Genomic DNA, 20799 nt, shown 5'->3' on the forward strand with positions numbered 1-20799 from the left:
GCACTCGCTAACAAAGGGCTTATATGCACTATAAGCCCCACTATGCAGAAGCGCTGTTACCCCTTCCTCCTCGTCGTCGCCGCATGCCTTCTCCTCGCCAGTGTAAACGCCAGAGAAGTGCCAAATTTCAACCTAGTGGATATTCATGACCGGAACCACGAACTCTACCGAGCCAAAGGTAAAGCCGTCGTTTTGTTCTTCACCGGAACCGGCTGCCCAATCGCCCGCAAGAGCTCCGCCGCCCTCAAAGAGCTAAAGGCGAAATACGAACCTCAAGGCGTAGACTTCTGGATCGTGAACTCCTACTTCGACGAGAAGAAGAAGGACATCAACAAGGAGATAAACGACCTCGGCCTGCGAGAGTTCATCTACCTGCGTGACCTCAAACAACTCGTCGCCCTTTCCTATGGCGTGAACCGCACCGCCGAAATCATCGCCATCGATACCACATCGCTCGAAATCTTCTACCAAGGAGCGATCAACGACCAATTCGGTGAAGGCGCCGAAAGGCCGGCCCCCACCGAGAACTACTTGGACGAGAGCCTAAGCCAATTTCTAGCGGGAGAACCGATCGCTCGCCCCAAAACGCGGGCCCGCGGCTGCCGGATCTCATACGCCAAAGTCGGAGGCGACACCGGCGTTCCCGACTACGTCACGCAAGTCGCTCCCCTGCTGCGAGAAAACTGCGTCGAATGCCACCGGCGAGGCGGGATCGGCCCCTGGAGCATGACCAGCCACCGACGCGTATCCAATTATTCGGACATGATCGAGGAAGTCATCCTCACCCGCCGCATGCCACCTTGGGATCCACATCCCGACTACGGTCACTTCAAGGACGGACAAGAGCTCAGCCGCGAGGAACTGCAAACCATCCTGCAATGGGTAAAAGCAGGCGCCCCCAAAGGAGACGGCGAGGATCCGCTTCGTGCCCCTCTCCCCGACTATCCGGATTGGCGTCTCGGCGAGCCTGATGTCGTCCTGAAACTCCCAGAAGTCCAAACCATAGCCGCCACCGGCGTTGAACCCTATCGATACATCGAAGTAGAAAACCCGTTCGACGAAGACGTCTGGCTCAGTGGCCTCGACGTCAAGCCTGGCAACCGCTCCGTCGTCCACCACGTGATCCTCTATGCAAAGTGGCCGGGCGGGCCAAGCTTCGGTGACAACGGCGCCTTCTTCATCGGTTGGGCCCCGGGAGCCAGCGCTCTGCAGTATTCGGACGGAGTCGCTAAAAAGCTGCCGGCCCACGCCAAGCTCACCATCGAAATGCATTACACTACCAATGGGACCGAGGAAACCGACCAGAGTGAAGTCGCCCTCTATCTCGCCAAAGGCCCGCAAGAGCGAAATGCCGAAACACGCGCCGCCGCCGACTGGAATCTCGAAATTGCTCCCGGCGACCACGATTCACGCCACGTAGCCACCTACGCCTTCAAAAAGCCAGCCACGCTCTACGCCCTTTTCCCTCATATGCACTTCAGAGGAAAATGGATGCGCTACGAACTGCTCACCCCCAACGGGAAGCGAGAGACCTTGCTTCATGTCCCTCGCTACGACTTCCAGTGGCAACTCAGCTACTACCTCCAGGAGCCCCTGAAAGTTCCAGCCGGTAGTTGGCTTATGGTGACAGGTGCCTTCGACAACTCGCCTGAAAATCCTGCCAACCCTGACCCTAAAAAACGCGTTCTTTTCGGCCAGCAATCATGGGACGAAATGTTCATCGGCTTTTTCGAGGCCGCCGATGATCCCGAACCTCTCTCGCTGACTGCCAAGTAGCCAAACTCAGCAGACCGCTCGCTACTCGAAGCAAACTTCCAAGCAGAAGGCGTAATCACCCAATCGCTCGCTGCCAACCGTCACCGACAAGCCTTTCTCGCTGTCGACGAACGGAAGCGCTCCCTTGCCGCCCAGCATACGGACAGAAGCAATCTTGCCCGTTCTGTGTTCCGCTCCTTCAGAGAGCGACTTGATACATACTTTCCCGCTCTTTGGCCAATCGAGCGCGATCACATAGAGACGCCCCTCCTTTTGCGTGAACCGGAAGTCCTTCGATGTGAACTCCTTGTTCTTGGCCTCGGTGTGATGCCCAACCTGAACTTCAGTTGGCCCTTCGCCAAAAGTCTTCCACGGCCGCGTTCCGTAGATCGCGTCGCCATTGATCTTCATCCACTGGCCCAGTTCTTTTAGGACCTTAACCTGATCCTCCGGAATTGTACCGTCAGCCTTCGGTCCAACATTCAGCAGCAAGCACCCGTTTTTGCTGACGATATCGATCAAATCGTTGATGATCGTATTCACCGGTTTGGTAATCCAATTGCTGATATGGCACCAGGAATTCACGCCAATAGACGTATCCGTCTGCCAAGTACGTTTCCCGATTCCAGCTAATTTACCTCGCTCGAGATCGTAGGTATGCGTACCGGCGGGGAAAGATTCGAAGTCATTGAAGTTCTTTGACTGCAAGCAGACGTGCTTTCCTTGGTCGATGCCCATGTTGTAGTAGTGAGCAGCCAATTTCTTATGCATCGGGCGAAACTCCTCGCGGTCCCAATAAAAGTCGAACCACAGGATATCGGGATGATAGCTATCCACAATGTCCGAGGTACGACGCCACCAAAGGTCGAGGAATTCATCGTCCACAGGGGCGTGCGGATCGGCATTCCAGCCATAGAGATCGCGGTACTGAGGGTCCGCCGTATCCCAGCCTTCCCGCTTGTTGTAGTAGCTCCAAAGGAACGCCAGGTGCGAGGAAGCGCCCATCTTGAGGTCACGCTTTTTTCCCTCTTCGAAAAGCTCTCCAAGGATATCTCTCTTCGGCCCCATTTCGACCGCGTTCCATGGCGTGTGATTGGAATGGTACATGGCAAAGCTATCGTGGTGCTCCGCAACGGGAACGACATACTTAGCTCCCGCTTCGACAAACAAATCCATCCACTCGGAAGGGTCGAAACGATCCGCGGTGAACATCGGAATAAAATCCTTGTATCCAAACTCTTCCAACGGGCCCCAGTTCTCGACGTGATGCTGGTAAACATGATTGACCGGCTTGTCACCCGCACGTGGATCGTCATCCCAAGGTACCCCTGTCGGGCTCCAAACCTCTTTGTCCATGTACATGAGACGCGGATACCACTCGGAGCGGTAAGCAGGCACACTGTACGGTCCCCAGTGGACGAAGATTCCTAGCTTAGCATCCTTGAACCACTCGGGACACTCGTATCCGCTAAGTGATTCCCAATCCTCTGTGAAATAGTCTTTTTCTGTTTCTACACTCATCTGTCGTTGATTTTTGAAATCGCTTCATCAGTCCACCCATCCGCATGGGCTAGGCGACGCATCTCCGCTACTTCGTAGTTAATGACCTCCTCCAGCTCCGGAGTCCGACCGCAATCGCCAATCTCGTCCTGCCATTGCTCCAGTTGCTTGCGCATTGCCAGTAATCGCTCCTCGTATTCGGGACGCCCAGCCAGGTTGTTGAACTCGTAGGGATCGCGTTCGAGATCGTACAGCTCCTCGGCTGGTTTGATCGGATCAAAAAAGGTCGCCTGCTCAGGTGGCAATGCATCTTGCTCCGCCAATTTCCGCATGCGTCTTAAGCCGGGATATTTGTCTTCCTTATACAGATTGAATTGGGATCGCGGTTTCTCAGGCTGATAATTTCGGATGTACTTGTAGCGACCGTCCCGAACACAGCGCATCGGGTCGATTGTGCCGTCGCATCGATCGCGTCCTGAAAAGACTCGCTCTCTTGTCTTCGCACCTGCACCTGCGAAGGGAATTCCTTGCAACTCGGTGGGAACCTCTAGCCCGGCCAATGACAAAGTCGTAGCTGCTGCATCAATAGTACTCACCAGAGACTCAACCACGCTTCCAGCCCCCAGCCCGCCACCAGGCAAACGTACAATCATCGGCACATGGATGCCACCCTCGTAGAGGAACTGCTTGTCTCTGAACTGGGCCCGCCCGTGATCGGCAAAGTAGAAGACCATGGTATCGTCCGCCAGTCCATCGGCCTCGAGCCTTTGCAGGATTTCTCCGACTCGAGTGTCCAGAGCCTCCACCGAGTTCAGATAATCCGCATAGTCTCGTCGCACGATCGGATCATCGGCGTAATATGGAGGAAGTACGACATCTGCTGGATCGATCGGATGAGTAATCTCATCGGGAGATACGAAATCACGGTGCGGCTCGGAGAGCTGAGCAAAGGCAAAGAAAGGCTGCCCTTCTTTTCGCTCGTTCCAATCTAGACTATCCCATTGGCGACCGTATTCAAAATTCAGATCATGCGACTGCGATTCCACCGAGTCACCATTGACAAAGGTCGTGTGCCACCCCGCTTCGCGAAAGCGCTCGGCCATCGTCTTGACGCCCGGAGCGCGAAACCCGTCACCGCGATGACTCCGGTGATTGTGAGCTCCGATCGACTGAGGATACATTCCGGTATGAAATCCGGAGCGAGCCGGGCTGCACACGGGACAAGTCGTGTAGGCTCGATCAAATCGAGTCCCCTCGCGAGCGAGCCCATCCAAGTTTGGGGTGTAAACTTGCGAATTACCGTAGCACCCGAAGTCGGGCGAAACGTCATGGTTCACAATCCAGAGTACGTTCATGATTTGCTTTGTCTCAATCAGGGAAATGGGGTCGCCCAACTATAACATCCGCGAAGCCAGATTTCCATGGTCATTGTTCTAGACTTTATGCAAATTAGTGATATTTCTTGAAATCCAAGCGGTCATGAAATTCAAACTGGAAATCGATAAAGCTGAGTACATCCCCATCGGGAACAGCTGGAATGGCAGCACCTACCTGAACCATTCATGGCGTTTCTATCACAATAATAGTTCGGGTACCGCGGTGACAATCGAAGGGAAACGTATCCCGCTATCGCCCCAACGGTGCCAGATCCTCTCGCCCGGCACCCTATTCATCACAGATCAATCAAGAAACGTTACCCAATTCTATGTCCACTTCTCGGTAGTGCCCCCCTATGACCCAGCTCAACCTGGTCTCTTTGAAATCCCCTTTGATGGGATGCTTCGAGACCTCATCGAATCCGCCAAGCACAACATGTCTAAAAGTGACCTCCATCACTTTACTCCCCGTGGGCTGTCCTTGGTTTCCTCTATCTGCTGCTACGCCTTCGCGAAGCTTCCTGACACTGTCTTCGAGCCCGCCAAACTCGACCGACGTATCCAGCTTTCCATGCGCAAGATGGAGCAGAGCCCCCAACTACCGCACACCATAGAAAAGCTCGCCCAAGAAGCAGGGCTTTGCCGTGCCGCATTCATTCGTCTCTTCAAATCCCAGACCGGACGAACTCCCTACGCTCTTCTGAGTGAATTTAGAATCACAGAAGCAAAGGAGCTACTCGCCTTCAGCGATACCCCAATCGACATAATCAGCCAAAAAACCGGCTACCGAGACCGGTTCCATTTCTCTCGCCAGTTCAAAAGCAAAACAGGCCAAAGCCCCGCCGCCTACCGCAAGCGGAGCCAAACCCCAAGGTAGAGCCCGCTGTCCCTAGCGGGCATCAATGGATTGGAATAGCATTTGTGGCCGTTAGGGACAACGGCCGCTACCCTTTAGGAAAGTCAAAAACTAGCCCTTCACCCGCATCTTGTACATGAGGGCGATATCGGAATTAAACGAATCGCTAGACTCGATGTGAACTCCTTTGCCGTCTTGCGACCATTGGACTTTCTCCTTCGAGCCCACCAGTTCAACGGACTTCACTTTCACGCCCTCACCGACTGCCCCCTTTGCAAAGGACTCAAGGTCAATCACCTCGCCATCTTCGGGTTGAGCGAGCACAAAGGCGTAAACGTACTTACCATCTTTGCTTCGCGTGTAACGCTTGTCCTTGGAGGTGTAGACATTCGTGGTCTTCATTCCTCCATGGTTCCCCTTCTCCCAACCGGTTGGGCCTTCACCGTGCACCTTCCAAGGGCGGGTCGCATAGATTCCTTCGCCATTGAGCTCCAGCCATTCGCCCATGCGAAGAAGTACATCCTTCTGGTTTTGCGGGATAGTTCCATCCGCCATAGGAGAGACATTGAGAAGCAGCACCCCATTTTTGGATACAATGTCAATCAGTCCATGCACCACCATGGAGGCTGGCTTTATCTTCAAGGTTTCGGTGTAGCTCCAGCTACCAAGACTGATCGTGTCATCACTCTGCCAAACATTCTCGGAAATTTCCGTTTTTCCGCCCTTCTCAATATTGAAAACAGCCGTCCCCTCGGGAAGGTCGTCCTGCTTAAAGGTAGTAACAACTTCCTGCCCCTTCTTAGCACCTTCCTTGTAGTAGTAACTCAAATACTCACGACGGTAGATTTCGGGAATCTTATCCAACCAGGCATCAAACCAGATGATGTCCGGATCGTAGTTGTCGATTACTTCCTTCAACTTCGGCAACCAAATCTCCTCTAGCCAAGTCAGCTCGTCCATCTGGCCGTACAACATCTGCAGATCCTTGTCGTCCGAGAGGGTCGGCATCCCCTCAACAGGAGGGAAATGGCTGTGGTAGAAGAATCGATGATGCGGGTACTCTTTCTCGTAGCTTTCCGGATGGTTCGGACGCTGCAATTGGCGAGCGTGGTGGAAAGTCGCGATAAACTTCATGTCGAGGTCACGAATCGCGTCTGCGATTTCCCCGGTGATGTCTCGCTTCGGTCCCATATCTACAACGTTCCAGGGGGAGGTTTCGGTATCCCACATTGCGAAACCATCATGGTGCTCGGCAACTGGACCCGCGAACTTCGCTCCCGCCTTTTTGAAAAGCTCCGCCCATTCTACCGGATCGAAATTTTCGGCCGTGAACATCGGCACGAAATCGTGATATCCGAACTCAGAGGGATGGCCGTAGGTTTTGACGTGGTGCTTATAAACCCAGCTATCGCTCAGATGCATGTAACGAGGATACCACTCTGTACCGAACGCCGGCACAGAATACACTCCCCAGTGGAAATAGATGCCGAGCTTGGAATCCTGGAACCATTCCGGCTCGTTTTCATAGGCCTCCATCTCGGACCAATCGAGTTTATACTCGGCTGGCTCATCTTCGCCCAACGCCGAACTAAACGCGAAAGCGCTAAGACCTACCGCTAAAATTGCTTTTTTCATTTTCATATTTCTACTCAAAATTCGTATTCAAATACCAACGTCATCTCGCAAAGGTCGACTCCACCGATGGGTCCCGTCCATGAACAACTGGCCACTCGGCCTGAGGTAGTCCTAAACCTTCTCGAGTCTGCCACCCGTCCATCTCTCTACCGTCCTCGCGACAAACATAGGCGTAAAACGGACTGATAACCGACTCGCCACTCCGGTCACAAAAGATAGCGTCCAGTTCGAACTCCCCTTGATCAATCCTAATGCGAAAGGTCACTTCTAGGGTATCAGGTAGAATCTCGCTCTTCAGCTCCTCATCTCGAAAACGCAAACGCGCTTCGCACACATCAGCCGCTTGCCCAACATAAGCATCCACAATCGCTTCATCAGCCTCAGCAGGCCAGCGCCTGAAGGAGATTTGATACCAGCCACTTTCCGCCACATCCATAACCCACTTACCAATCGGAGTCTCCTCTTGGTCAAAGGGTCGCAGAATGTGGGGCTGATTCCAAAACCCTTCACTCGTCCAATCGTGCGACTGCAAGCAAACCGGATTCGCTTCCGCCCTTCCCACAACCGGGAGTGACACGATGTGATGATCCTTGGATACATCTTCCCAAAAGGCTTCGTAGGTGGCTTTCATCGAAACCACTCGCTCTGGGTAGGAGCGAGACACGTCATTACGCTGCCCTCGATCCTTCTCTATGTCGTAGAGCTCTTCCTGCCCGACAAGACGCCATCCGTCTTCCACCACCGCGAAGAGTCGGTATTTTTCAGGATGATACACACGCTGACTCTCCACTACGAAACTGCGTGGCTCCCACTCCTCTTCCGAGTCGCGCAGCAAGGGCACGAGGCTCTTGCCATCGAACTCAACTTGCGGGTCTTTCAGGCCACACAATTCGATCAATGTGGGCAGAAGATCGAAGTGGGCCGTGGCCGGAGCAACGTCTCGACCTCCGGAAAGGCCACCATTTGGCCAACTCATGAAAAAGGGCACGAGATGTCCACCATCCCAAACCTCGCACTTTCCTCCTCGAAGCTGCGCATTATAAATTTGGATACCTTGCTCCGTAACTGGCCCATTATCGCTAGTGAAAACAAGGATCGTATCATCGTAAACGCCTTGCTCCTTTAGAAAAGCGACGAGCTTGCCGAGGTTTTCATCGATATTCTCGATCATCCCGTAATAGCCGGCCGTCTCGTCCTCGAGTCGTTCACCTTCGTGCTCATAGCCTCGAAATCGTTCGAAATTCCGTTCCGGAGCGTAGAATGGACCATGCGGAGCATTGGTTGTCACCCAAGTCAGGAAGGGTTGCTCGTCCTCGATACATCCCTGCATGAAGTCCAAGGACTGATCGAAAAATACGTCCGTGCAGAACCCTTTGAACTGTTTCCATTCCCCGTTCACCTGATAGGTGTCATCAAAGTAGTCGTTGCCCCAATAGTCCGGTCCTTGCCCCACTCCGCCACCGCTATGGATCAAGGTTTCGTCAAACCCACGATCCTGCGGACGAAACGGGAACAAATCACCCAAGTGCCATTTTCCAAAAATCCCAGTCCTGTAGCCCGAGTCCTTGAACACCTCCGCCATTGTTGTCTCGCGGAGACGCATTTGGTGCCGCCCTAGGACAGTATGCCAAACACCAGTCCGGTCCGAATACCGGCCCGTCATCATGGCAGCTCGGGTCGGTGCACAAGTCGGATCGACATGATAATCCGCCAAACGAACCGACTCGGCGAACAACTGATCCACGTGAGGCGTCTTCAGGATCGGATGCCCCATGCAACTCAAATTCGCATAGCCCTGATCGTCTGTCATGACGATGATTACATTCGGTTGTTTTTCAGGAAGCATTCAGTAGGAGCCGTGCAGCGGCTTGGGAGTGAGCAAGGTTCCCTCCAAAGAGGGCAAAGCACAATTATAGCGCACCGCTCTCCAATCCCCGTGTGAGACGGGTAACAAAGTCTTTTGTACAAGTAACAAGCCTTTTCAAAAAGTGCCTGTATAAGAGCTTTTGTTACGAGGACGAAAGTACGGCCTCCCTAGCCATGCGCTAAGATTGGCGATACAACAGCGAATCCATCGAAAAATTCTCGAAAGCGATCTCGATCTAGCATTTTCTCGAATAAAGAACCCTACCCCTACCTTACCTTTGCTCAATGAAGCTTAGCTTTGCTCTCTTTGCCCCAATTTTCCCCCTAGCTATCGCTCAGACCGATGGCCAAGAGTCAACTCGCCTCGCCCCCGCCAACTCCGGCACTCCCGGCTTCAGCCAAATCGAGCCACACACTGTCGGTATCGACTTCGCTGGGGCGCAGGCTCGCGAACAGCTCGACCGCACCCTCTACATCGAAAACGGTGGAGTCGCGACGGGAGACATCAACCAGGACGGACTACCCGATATTTTTCTCTGCGGACTCGATGGCTCCAGCCGCCTGTATACAAACTCTGGAGACTGGCAGTTTACTGACGCCTCGGATCAATTGCCCGAGCTTGCAAAGGAGCTCTATCTGAACGCCGCCACCTTCGCTGACTGTGACGGAGATGGCGACCTGGACCTCTTCTGCGGCAGCCTTCTGGAAGAAAACCTCCTCCTTCTCAACGACGGACAAGGGAACTTCAGTATCTCCGACAAAATCGATTGGGTGCGCTCCGATATCGGAGGAACCACATCCTTCGCGCTTGCGGATGTCGACCTCGATGGGGACCTCGACCTCTTTACCTCCCGCTACCTCAACACAGTGGCCCGCGACCGCCTCAGCGAGGAGGACCTGAACAAGCACCTCCAACCAGACATTGAGTTGGTGAAGGCGGGCAAATCTCCAAGCGAGCAATTCTCCGCCCGCTTCAGCCTACGTTTCGACAGCGCCAACGGAACCGAAGTTTTTTCAATCGAAGAAAACGGTCTGCATGACGTGCTCTACCTCAACGACGGTACCGGGAAATTCACGCCCGCCTACGATCGCTTCCTCGATGAATCAGGAGCCCCGCTCAAACGCCTTCCCGAAGAGTGGGGACTGACCGCGAGCTTTCGCGACGTGGATCAGGATGGGGATCCCGATCTCTACGTATGCAATGATTTCAGTTCGCCCGACCACTTCTGGATCAACAACGGCGAGGGCTACTTCAGCCCCGTTGACAAACTCGCCATCCGCAGAACCAGCAATTCCTCGATGGGGGTCGACTTTGCCGATATCGATCGCGACGGACATCAAGACTTCTTCGTGGTAGACATGCTCAGCCGCAGCCACGCGCTTCGCAAAAAACAAATGGGTGAAATGGTGGTGACCAAGTCTTCGATCGGAAAAATCGATAATCGCCCGCAAATCATGCAGAACACGCTTCTCTTGAATCGAGGTGACAACACTTGGACCGAAATCGCACAGTTTTCCGGAGTCAAAGCCTCCGAGTGGTCCTGGTCTCCTGCGTTTCTCGACATCGACCTCGACGGCTTTGAGGATGTAATCGTCACCACCGGTTCAATACGTGACTTCACCGACGCCGATGTGATCGCCCAAATAAAAGAAGAGGGCTACGAAACCCCGAGCGCCTATATCGCCCGCCAAGAACGCTACCCTCGCCTACCGATGCGGAACTTCATCTTCCGCAATCAAGGCGATCGCACGTTTAAGGACTACAGCGCAAAATGGGGCTTTGCCGACAAAGCGGTATCCGGTGGGCTCGCCCTCGCCGACTTCGACCAAGACGGTGACCTCGACCTAATAATCAATAACACTGAGTCAGCTCCCGAGCTCTATCGAAACAACGCTAGCTCTGACCGGATCATCGTGAGCTTGAATGGCCCAGAGGGCAACGAACACTCAATCGGAGCGAAGATCCGACTTCTTTCGAAGGAGGCTAAACTCGGTCTCCGCGAGATCGTTTCCGGCGGCAGCTACGCGTCTAGCTCCGATACTAAAGCCTCCTTTCCAGCACCCTCGATTCCGCACTCCATAGAGGTTGAATGGCCAGACGGACGAATTTCGACACTCCCTTCCCCAAAGCCAAACTACCTGCACACAATCAGCCACGCTTCATCGCAGCCGAAAAACCAGCTCGATGCTATAAAGGCTCGTCCCATCTTCGAAGACATCAGTCGGCTCTTGAAACATGTTCACCACGAAGAGGAGTTTAACGACTTCGCAAGACAGCCCCTATTGCCCAATCGCCTTTCCCAACTCGGACCGGGTGTGACCTGGGTCGACATCGATAGTGATGGTTTGGATGAGCTTTTCGTTCCTAGCGGCCAAGGAGGCACCTTGGCATTAATCGCCAATCTGGGGCACAAGGGCTTCCGTAAGGTAGACAGCCTCCAAGCTCCCGTCGACCAGACTACGATCCTCGCCCAACCTGACGGCCGAGGGAATACGAATTTCATCTTGGGCATGTCCGGCTACGAAGGCGAGAATGTCTCCCCGGTACTCCCTTTCAAATTTCAAGCGGAATCAGGTTGGAAACTTGGAGAAGCCTTCTCCCCTATCACGGACGCTAACGGCCCAATGACCCAAGCTGACATCGACCAAGATGGAGATCTCGACCTATTCGTGGGCGGCCGCGTGATCCCAGGACAGTACCCGCGAGCGGCCACATCTCGGGTTTACAAGAACGAGAACGGAAAGTTTGAATACGATGCGGTTGTAAGCGAATCATTCGAGCAAGTAGGTCTGGTCAGCAGCGCTACCTTCGCCGATCTCGACAGCGATGGAGATCAGGACCTCGTTCTCGCCATGGAATGGGGACCTGTCCGTGTATTTGAAAATAATGACGGAATATTTGCCGACAAGACTCAGGAACTCGGTCTTGCGAATGAAACCGGCTGGTGGAATGGAGTCGCAATCGGCGACCTAGACCGCGATGGCCAACTCGATATCGTCGCCACAAATTGGGGACGTAATAGCAAGTACGAAGGCAGCTACGGATCGAAGAAAGGTCCTCTGCAGATCTACTATGGCGATGTGGATGGCAACGGGGTCGAAGACATCATCGAGGCCCACTATGATACACAAATGGCCTGTACCGTTCCTGAGCGAGGTTTCAGCTGCTCCAGCCGTGCCATGCCTTTCGTCCGCCAAAAGATGAAGACGTTCGAGAACTTCGGACTCGCCAGCTTGGAATCAATCTACGGCGACCATCTCAACAAGACCAAGAAACTTGAGACCAATACCTTAGACCACAAGGTCTTCTTCCGCCGCGGGGATCACTACGAAGCTCGCAGCTTGCCGATCGAATCCCAATGGGCGCCTGCTTTCGGCGTCTGTATTGGAGACATGGATGGTGATGGGAACGACGATGTATTCCTAGCCCAAAACTTCTTTGCCGTCCAAATCGAAACACCTCGCAACGATGGTGGCCGCGGCCTTTGGCTCAAGGGGGACGGGAAAGGAAACCTAGAGCCAGTCTCAGGTTCCGTCTCAGGCGTAAAGATCTACGGTGAACAAAGAGGAGCGGCCCTTAGCGATTTCAATTCCGATGGACGCGTCGACTTAGCGGTCGCGCAGAACGGGGCACAGACGAAACTCTTCATCAACCGCCAAGCCAAACCAGGCCTTCGCGTTCGCTTGGAGGGTAACGACAAAAATCCCAACGCAATTGGAGCAACGCTTAGTCTGCAATTCTCGAGCTCAGACTCCACCACGCGTGTCATATCATCAGGAAATGGCTACTGGTCTCAAGAATCGGCCACCCATGTTTTCGGGACACCAAGCTGGCCTCAATCGGTATCGGTTACTTGGCCCGATGGAAGCACAAGTGTTCATCCAATAGCCGAAGAAATGGAAGGCTCTCGTGAACTCGTCGTGTCTCAAGCCGAGGGATTACGTTTCTCAAAGCGTCGCTAGCGACTGGATCTTATCCGCCGACGGTTAACAGTATAACGTACGATTAGATTGCGGCACCGTAGCGGCGGTAACAAAGGCTTAGCTTAGGGTAACAAATCCGGCTCTCACATTGCAATGGAGCGACACAGCCAATTGAAAAGCCGTACTCAGATTCGCCCCATATCCTCAACCGAGCGACGAATGTCCGATTACAATCTCCTGATCATCACTCCCGATCAACTACGCGCCGACTATCTCGGCTGCTACGGTCACCCCGAAGTAAACACCCAGCACATAGACCGGCTGAGTTCAGAAGGGGTTCGCTTTGAAAACTGCTACTGCCAAGCCCCTCTCTGCGGCCCCAGCCGCATCTGTTTCACCACCTCGACCTATGTCGGTGAACACGGATGCCGCAACTACGGTTCCACCATCGACCCTGCCGTACCCAACCTCGTCTCCTCGCTGAAGGACGCAGGCTACCGCACTGGCATGTTCGGCAAAAACCACCTTTTCACCTACGAAAAGCTGGCTGACCTTTGGGACGAGATCGATGAAGTCTGTCTGGGCAACTACGACGACCACCCCAAGTTTGACCGAGCTTACAGAGCCTTCGAACTCGAGGCCGAGCATGAATACAACATCACCGGACGGCTCACTGACGAGACCATCGATTTCATCGAACGCGCAGAGGGTCCATTCTTTGCTTGGGTCAACTACCAAGACCCGCATCCCGCTTTCATCTGTCCCGAACCCTACAAATCCCTTTTCAATCCGGATGAGATAGAACTCCCGAACACCTGGGAGAACTACGACGTATCGAAACAGCCCATACGCAATGAAGTCTGGCGGAAGCACTCAATGATGCACGAATGCTCCGACCCAGAGATGAAGGAGGCCATAGCGACCTACATGGGACAAATCCGCTACGTCGACGATTCCGTAGGCCGGCTACTGGATACGCTCGAGCGAACGGGTAAGGATCGAACAACTGTAGTGCTCTTTTTCTCCGACCATGGCGAGCTATTGGGAGACCATCGCATGACCCACAAACTTCCGGCCTTCTACGATTCCCTCGCCCGCATTCCCGCCATCATCCGTCATCCAGACGGTCGTTGGGCGGATACGACCTTTAAAGGACTCATGGAGGAAATCGACCTGGTTCCCACCCTGCTCGACTGCCTAGGCGTCCACATGCCCTCCACAATGGTCGGAAAGTCCTGGAAAGCTGATCTCGATGCAGGCGACGATTCAGGGCGTGAGAGCGTTCTCTGCGAAGCCGGAGCAGGAGCTCCTACCTGGACGGACCCGATCGACAATCTCTGTCTTCGCGCGCCCGGTCCCCCAACTAGTTTCGGCCCAGGAAGCATGATTCGAAAAGGAGACTGGAAGCTAAGCTTCTACTACGATGACCGCTGCGAACTCTACAATCTCGCAAGAGATCCCGACGAATCCAACAATCTGTACGAAGATCCCAAATACGAAAAGATCCGTCACGAACTCACCGAGCTCCTCTTTAAGCGGGTCCTCGGCGTAAAAGTGCGCGACATAGGAAAGGATTGGCCTCTCGAAGAAGGTCTAACCGATGTACGCTTCGAAACGCTGCAAAGCTACGCGAACGTCGCAAACGGACTCTCAGCCCCTCACGCCCCTCACCCACCTAGGATTCGAAAGACAGGAAAATAGCGACAGCGCGATCAATTTCGGGTAAAATCGTTGCTACCCAATCATCGACAAGAGCCCAAGTAACCATCTTCTAGACGCAACGCTCCAGCGAGGGTTGCTGGAGTAAACTTTGAATTCTAAGATCAACGACAGTATCGAATGAAAACCTACATAGTCATATTGTTTCAACTGACAGTGCTAACGCTAGCGAAGGGGCAATCGGAAATCGGCGTGTACAAGCTCGACTTACCCACAACAGGAGCGGCACATATGTCGATGGCTATCCACTCTATGCGGGAGAAATTGGCCTCGCATGACGCTCCCCTTGAGCTCATTGCAAATCGAATTCAGGCACTCGAGGAATCGCTTGCGCCACAATTGAAGGAAAACTTCGGGGGTACGGAAATTATTCTGAAAGAAAACAACATTAGCGTAACTCAGAAGGAGGATGGAAGCGACCGGGATGAGGGACGTTATTTCATATACAAACAAAACCTCTTCATTTATCAGGACGACGGAGTAATGGCTTTCGTCATCGAAGAAGATTCCACTTTGGTACTGACTGTGAACGGTCTCAGTATTTTCTATGAAAAGGTGGAACATCCCTAGAGCTCCCATGTATTCGATGATCGGAGACAGATGTTCCAATATACCGTTCAAGTGAACCGCCCTTTTCGCACGTTCCCCGGCTCCGGCCTGACCGTTGATCCAGACTACGTCAAAACACATAGCTTTTTCACTGGGTAGAGAATCAACCCCCTCCACCCGGCGTTCGGGAGTAAAGCGCTCAAGTACTCGGTCTGAGCGTCAGACTAACCCAACGACCACGAGCCCAGGCGGTCTCGTCCCCTTCTGGGATCTTTCCGTTGGTATCGGGCTTGCTGTCGATGCGTATCGTATCGCCCTTTTTGATACTGACACCTTCCCAAGTGAAATAGGACGGACTGTAGTCGATATCAGAAGCCGGATTCTTGTAGTTGTGCCCGACACGTTCTCCGTTGAGATAGAAGCGGTACACACTCTCTCCATCAATTTCAGTCATGGTTTTGATTTGAACGTCATAGACACCACTCTTCCCTTCAAACGTGAGAGCCGCCCCAGAAAATATCTTCCGCAGCTCCAGCTTGGTTGCATCAACTGCCAGAACGTTACGCCACTTATCCACATAGACCTCGCCCAACTCCGGATCGGAAACAGAAGCGAAGTCCTTGGCTGAATCATACACGTATCCACCGTTCAGCTTACCTTCTTCAAATTTCACGGGATCTAACGATAGACTCCGAGCTGCGGGTTCCTCAGCGATAGGATAGAGAACAAACCGGTCCAAGAAGAAGTTCTTTGATCTGCCTGCGATCTGAAGCTGGTAAACGCCTTCACGCAAGCGGTAGATAGGCGGTTCAAACATGTGGTGCCCAACTTCGAGGTTGATGTTCCAAGACCACTGATAGCTGTCACCGCCGAGAACAAACTTCGTGAACTCGCCCTTGTATTTGGGAGCTCCTAGAAGTCGGACATAACAGTCGTTCGCCTTGTCTCCTTCATGAGTCTCCATTGGAGCTTCTAAGCCGTGGGCTAGCAATCGATAGATTCCTCTTTCCTTCACTTTAAACCGGTAGGTCAGGATACTATCGGGAGGACCGCTGTTCTCTCGATTCCCCGTAAACTGGATACATCCATCTCCGGTAAATCCCTCTAACCACTCGTATTTCGAGTTATCCTGATGAACCACCCAATTGCCCAGTTCGTTGGCTGATTCGGCTTCGATGACAATGTAGTCTCCATTGCTTCCAACAATGGCAGGTGGCTTTGCGTTCATTAGACACGCTGTGACGAGAGCACTCGCAAGCGTAAGGTATTTTTGGATTCGTTTTCTCTTTTGCACAATTAACATTGGGTTTTCTTGGTATAAAACTATCGGAGGAAATTCAGGGCGATGGCCCGCGAACAATCCCTATTCAACCCCGCTTCCGACTTCGGACTTAGCAGCTGACAACGAGAGTGCCTTCTTTTGTGAGACACCTGAATGGCGCAGAACCAGACGGTCGATAGCCGCCCCCTTAGATCCACCGGCAATTTGCAGCGTGTAGTACTCGGGCTCTTCGAAATCTATTTGGACGACCGATCCCTTTTTTCCGCTCCAGGACCAAGACGATTCATCAATCCCTCCCAAAGGAATCCAACCGTCGATGGTCTCAGCGTGGATCTTGGAGGCATTCGGAAAACGGACCCAGGCCACTCCTTCCATACCTCTTGTGTAGAAGTTGTAAGCTCCAGGAGAGGTGACTTTAATTGTCACTTCTATCACTTCATCGGCTGGCTCTGAGGGCGAATCCGTGCCCTGCCAATGGAGATAAGCGTCTCCCGTGTATCCATTGGATTGCGACTGGACTACCCAATTCTTAGTTCGCGGCAGGTCTTCAGCCTCCACGACAAGGAGTCCGCCCTCTTCATCAAAATAAGATTCGCTACTTTTAGCTGCTCCTTTTGCGCTTGTAGCACGAATGAGGTTCACCCAATGACGCTCAGGATCTCCGGAAGGCCTTCCCAGCGAAACACTGCCTGGTCCCTTGATACGAGACACCGTTCCCTTCTGCAGATCGCCCCCAGTTTTAGGATCGAACCAGAATACCTCGTATTCGGTATCGTCGAACAACTGAATTTTTCCGAAGGTCGGCATATCCATCTGCACCACGTAGATCTCGCCTTCTTTCGCGAGACAGAGGCCGCTGTCTACGAGCTCGTTACGGCTTTCCATTTCCCAGAACGGGATCTCGTGTTCCTCGAAGAAGTCGATGGCGATCTTGGATTGACGGAACATCTCTTCGCGCAGCGTGAAGTCCTCGCAGTTCAAGTCGTTATGCGGGTTCTTGTATCCATAATACCAAGAAATACCGCCGCCACCGGCGAGGAAGGTTCCCCACAAACCGTGTTCACGCTCGAGATCGTGATCTGGATCCTGCGAATCCGGAGGCACGCCATAGCGGGCAGATACACACTCGTCGTAGAAAACCACCCATGGGTGACCACGCCACTTTGCTTCGTTTACACGGAAAAGGATCTTCGCGTTCGCCTGCGTCCAATTGTCCGCGCTCGAGTGCAGCGAAAAGTAGTCAAACTCTGGCACATCCGCGAAATCCATCCCATTGATCACTCCATTGTGGAGGCCGGTTGGATGGTTGTAGGGATCAATCCCTCTAAAATAACGGATACGCTGACGATTATAGTCCGCCGGAAACAAATCCTTCAAACGCGTCTCTTCGCTCATGATCCAGGACACAGCTGGTAGATGAGCGAAACGGGCAACCATTTCACGGAAGTAGACCTTGCGCTCCGGACCGATCGCCTCGCCTTCGTCGAAAATCTGCTCGTTTTCAGTTTCCAGCAGAAGGCAAGTCAGCATGAGACCCTTGCTGTTCATATAGGAAAAAACGCGATTCCATTGGTCCAGTTTCGAGCAGTCATAGCGAGTGAGATCCTCTGGATCCGCCCAAGGCCATGAATCTTGGCCATCCCCTTCGAGAGTGGTCAGGATAACGTACTGACTGTTCACGCCAGTCTGAGACAGGTAGTTGATTGCACCCAGCAGGTTCTTTCCTTTGCCATTCTTCCAGGTGTACGGAGCTGCGGCTTCGTCATAGTGTTGACCATGTACTTCGTAGCGATGAATGAAGTTGCCCTTCAAGTCGCGGACGTCGTCAAATTCGTAATACGCGATAAAGGTCTCCGGCGACCCTTGCCCCGCTTTCAAAAAGTGGCGTTCGCTCCCAGAGTATTTCAAGTGAGACTTGCCGTTAAAAACTAAGCGGCCATTCTCTGGATTACGGAAGTCACGCCCTCTCTTATCGGAGGTGGTAACCTCGAAAGATCCACTCAAGCCATCGACCCCTGAAATGCGATCACCAGCGTTTGGATACTCGTGAATGGGCTTGGACGCGATCAAATCACCTTGGCGAAAATGTACCGAATACTTCCAGGTTCCGAGCTGATCAGGCGTGAAATGCACCCTCCATTGATCCCCTTCTTTCGCCCCAGTATCGCCCGCCTGGCCATCAGCCGCAAAGTAACCCGGGACCGAGTAACTCGCTCCAGACTCGTGCGTGAAATCGACATCCATGCGATAGTCGAAAAACGGATTCACGTCCGCCGCTTCACTCGAATACGGCCCATCGAAGCTTAAGGTGACGGTGTGCCACTGCTTGGTTTCACCGGTTAATTTCGCCCCCTCAACTCTGAAGGCAACGAGAGCGAGAATAGCGAAGATTTGAAGGAGGCTCGATTTGAACAAACGTGTGGTCATTGGTCTGAGAAAATAGAAAATGCCCAGACACTCCTTCCGCAGGCGTGGTCAATCTGACAACCGATTCATTCAGGGGATCTAGGGTGTTCTTAAACTAGCAAAATCGCCGTTTTCTCCGTTTGTCCGTTCATACCAGTTGTTGGTGCTTCTGTTTCACACAGCTGCAAGTCATTGATAATCAGCATCCGTATAATAGGAGGGCAATGCTCCGTCAATGCCGTATCAAGTTAGGTTCCTGCAAAGGCAACGACGGAGCGTTGCCCTCCTCATTCACTCCTCCACCACATCGATAACAACTCGACGATAGGCAAAGAGCTTCCCATCCGGATCGTTGTCATGAACCTCAAGGATGATGTGGATCTGTTTTCCACGCGCTCCACTTGGGATCGTCACCTCTGTTTTCACTTCACGGCTATCGTGTACGTTCACAACCCCAGTATAAGTGCCCGCCTCTTGATATTGCCACCAGTGGAATGAGAGCGTGTCGCCATCCGGATCTTCACTCGCCGACGCATCCAGCTCGATCATCTCACCCGCTCGTGCGGTCATTCGGACGATCGATCGGCTCTTGTCACCCTTAAGGGCTGCGATCGGGTGATGGTTCGCGTCCTCATAATCCATCATGCACCAGTCCATTCGGGCTTTGAAATCGTTGTACATCGCCTCGCGCCAACGCCAAATCGGAACGTAGTTGCTGTTGAAGCTCTTACCGCTCGCTGGATGCGTCCAGTGGTCGCTGGCTTCGCTATAGGTGTAGAATGGAGTAACCTCCTTTTCGTCTTCTCTGATGTCATTGTGCCGCGACCAAAAGTTCTTGGTCTTGCTTTCAGTAAAGCGACCGCTCCACCCACCCCACGACGGTTGATTGATATCGAACAGCCCTCTATTGACCAAGCCCATCCAGGGAATGGTGCCGCCCCCTTCCATGAAGCCCACCACTCCTTCGCCCCAGGCATGGTAAACGCGTTCTGGATACAAAGCACCTAGGGGACCGTGATCGAAACGAATGTGTTCGTTTTGCCAATCGAGTTGGCCCTTCGTCGTATACTCGTAGGGTTTCCAGTCGTGCGGGCCGAGCCCCTCTCCTTGCTTATTCCAGGTAGGACCGCCGTAGGCGTAGGTTTGGAAATTGCTACGAATCCAGTGGATATCCGGATACTGATTACAGATCCAAGATCCCGCATTGTCTTGGGAACCATTTTCGAATACCCGCAGTTTCGCTACAAAAGCCTCAAACGCCTCCTCCGAATGTCTCGATTGATAATCGACTAAGGCTTGAGCCAGCGTGTTAGAGCCCGCATTGACCGCAATCCAAACAGGACGCTCGTCCCCATTGGTAACGGCTTCAATGATGAGCTCCGATCCAGCGGAGGAGTTTCCTATCACAACATCAGCGATCCCGTACCCTTTCTGGCCAGCGGCTACCTTTGTTCTCAACCATTCCGGATCCGGATAGCCATCAGCGTGCTTCCGCAGATTCGGCAGAACTTCGGCATAAGCATCGATGATCTCGTGAAAGAGCTCCGGGTGGGTGACCCGGTTGTATTCGCCAAGGAGAGAATCCGGGTGCAGGTACTTTCCGGTGACAGCAATGAGTCCCTCGATGTCGAACTCGTTAGAGCAGGCAATCATGTGGATCATTTGCTGCATCTCATCCGGTTCATTCCCCATGTCGGCAAGAATGATGAGGCGGTGCTTAGCGGCTGCCGGGCAAACGGCAGCCGATGCAGCAACAAGTAGACTGAGGAAACAAAGGATCAAACGATGGGGCATGGTAACATTGTACCACAATTGCCGCGAAGCAGACTTGTCCATTCATACCAGAGCTTGGTGTTTCCTTTTCAACGAGGGAGGCGAAAAGCGTAGCGCGGTGCTTTAGCCCGCGGCGGCGTTGCAGGATCAATTCTCTG

The 20799-nt window shown here is 53.1% G+C and carries 12 protein-coding genes; 5 read left to right on the forward strand and 7 right to left on the reverse strand.

Going from position 1 to position 20799, the window contains the following annotated elements:
* Nucleotides 1-42 precede the first annotated feature (42 nt).
* On the forward strand, nt 43-1776 hold the full coding sequence (locus JIN87_RS03495) for a redoxin domain-containing protein (RefSeq protein WP_200354134.1): 1734 nt from the start codon (nt 43-45) through the stop codon (nt 1774-1776).
* A gap of 21 nt (nt 1777-1797) precedes the next feature.
* On the opposite strand, the gene JIN87_RS03500 is transcribed toward JIN87_RS03495, so the two are convergent.
* Nucleotides 1798-3276, reverse strand: coding sequence for an alpha-L-fucosidase (locus JIN87_RS03500; protein ID WP_200354135.1), 1479 nt, complete (start codon nt 3274-3276; stop codon nt 1798-1800).
* Complete coding sequence (locus JIN87_RS03505) at nt 3273-4610, reverse strand: sulfatase family protein (protein WP_200354136.1); 1338 nt, start codon at nt 4608-4610, stop codon at nt 3273-3275. Before JIN87_RS03505 ends, JIN87_RS03500 begins: the two co-directional genes overlap by 4 nt.
* Before the next feature lie 124 nt (nt 4611-4734).
* On the opposite strand from JIN87_RS03505, the gene JIN87_RS03510 reads away from it, so the two are divergent.
* Nucleotides 4735-5508 carry an AraC family transcriptional regulator gene (locus tag JIN87_RS03510; protein WP_200354137.1) on the forward strand — a complete coding sequence of 258 codons (774 nt, stop codon included), beginning with the start codon at nt 4735-4737 and terminating at the stop codon, nt 5506-5508.
* A gap of 90 nt (nt 5509-5598) precedes the next feature.
* Here JIN87_RS03510 and JIN87_RS03515 read toward each other — a convergent pair whose 3' ends face one another.
* Both JIN87_RS03515 and JIN87_RS03520 read right to left on the reverse strand, forming a co-directional pair.
* Nucleotides 5599-7122: an alpha-L-fucosidase gene (locus JIN87_RS03515; RefSeq protein WP_200354138.1), complete on the reverse strand. Its 1524-nt coding sequence runs from the start codon at nt 7120-7122 to the stop codon at nt 5599-5601.
* Between the two features lie 40 nt (nt 7123-7162).
* Nucleotides 7163-8968 carry an arylsulfatase gene (locus tag JIN87_RS03520; protein WP_200354139.1) on the reverse strand — a complete coding sequence of 602 codons (1806 nt, stop codon included), beginning with the start codon at nt 8966-8968 and terminating at the stop codon, nt 7163-7165.
* A 305-nt stretch (nt 8969-9273) separates the two neighbouring features.
* Between JIN87_RS03520 and JIN87_RS03525 the strand changes: the two genes are divergently transcribed.
* The 3 genes from JIN87_RS03525 (at nt 9274) to JIN87_RS03535 (ending at nt 15201) form a co-directional block, all read left to right on the forward strand.
* On the forward strand, nt 9274-12951 hold the full coding sequence (locus JIN87_RS03525) for a CRTAC1 family protein (RefSeq protein ID WP_200354140.1): 3678 nt from the start codon (nt 9274-9276) through the stop codon (nt 12949-12951).
* Nucleotides 12952-13131: 180 nt separating this feature from the next.
* Complete coding sequence (locus JIN87_RS03530; protein WP_200354141.1) at nt 13132-14613, forward strand: sulfatase family protein; 1482 nt, start codon at nt 13132-13134, stop codon at nt 14611-14613.
* Between the two features lie 138 nt (nt 14614-14751).
* Nucleotides 14752-15201, forward strand: coding sequence for a hypothetical protein (locus tag JIN87_RS03535; protein ID WP_200354142.1), 450 nt, complete (start codon nt 14752-14754; stop codon nt 15199-15201).
* 178 nt (nt 15202-15379) lie between these two features.
* Here the strand turns inward: JIN87_RS03535 and JIN87_RS03540 are convergent, their stop codons facing one another.
* From JIN87_RS03540 to JIN87_RS03550, 3 genes are all read right to left on the reverse strand, one after another.
* A complete protein-coding gene (locus JIN87_RS03540) occupies nt 15380-16408 on the reverse strand; it encodes a hypothetical protein (protein WP_200354143.1) in 1029 nt (342 codons plus the stop codon).
* A 135-nt stretch (nt 16409-16543) separates the two neighbouring features.
* Nucleotides 16544-18889: a DUF5060 domain-containing protein gene (locus JIN87_RS03545; protein ID WP_200354144.1), complete on the reverse strand. Its 2346-nt coding sequence runs from the start codon at nt 18887-18889 to the stop codon at nt 16544-16546.
* Between the two features lie 270 nt (nt 18890-19159).
* Nucleotides 19160-20662 (reverse strand): nucleoside hydrolase-like domain-containing protein, encoded by a 1503-nt coding sequence (locus JIN87_RS03550; protein WP_200354145.1) that lies wholly within the window; start codon nt 20660-20662, stop codon nt 19160-19162.
* Between the last annotated feature and the right edge of the window lie 137 nt (nt 20663-20799).

The sequence above is a fragment of the Pelagicoccus mobilis genome, from assembly GCF_016595505.1.
GTDB classification, from domain to species: domain Bacteria; phylum Verrucomicrobiota; class Verrucomicrobiia; order Opitutales; family Opitutaceae; genus Pelagicoccus; species Pelagicoccus mobilis.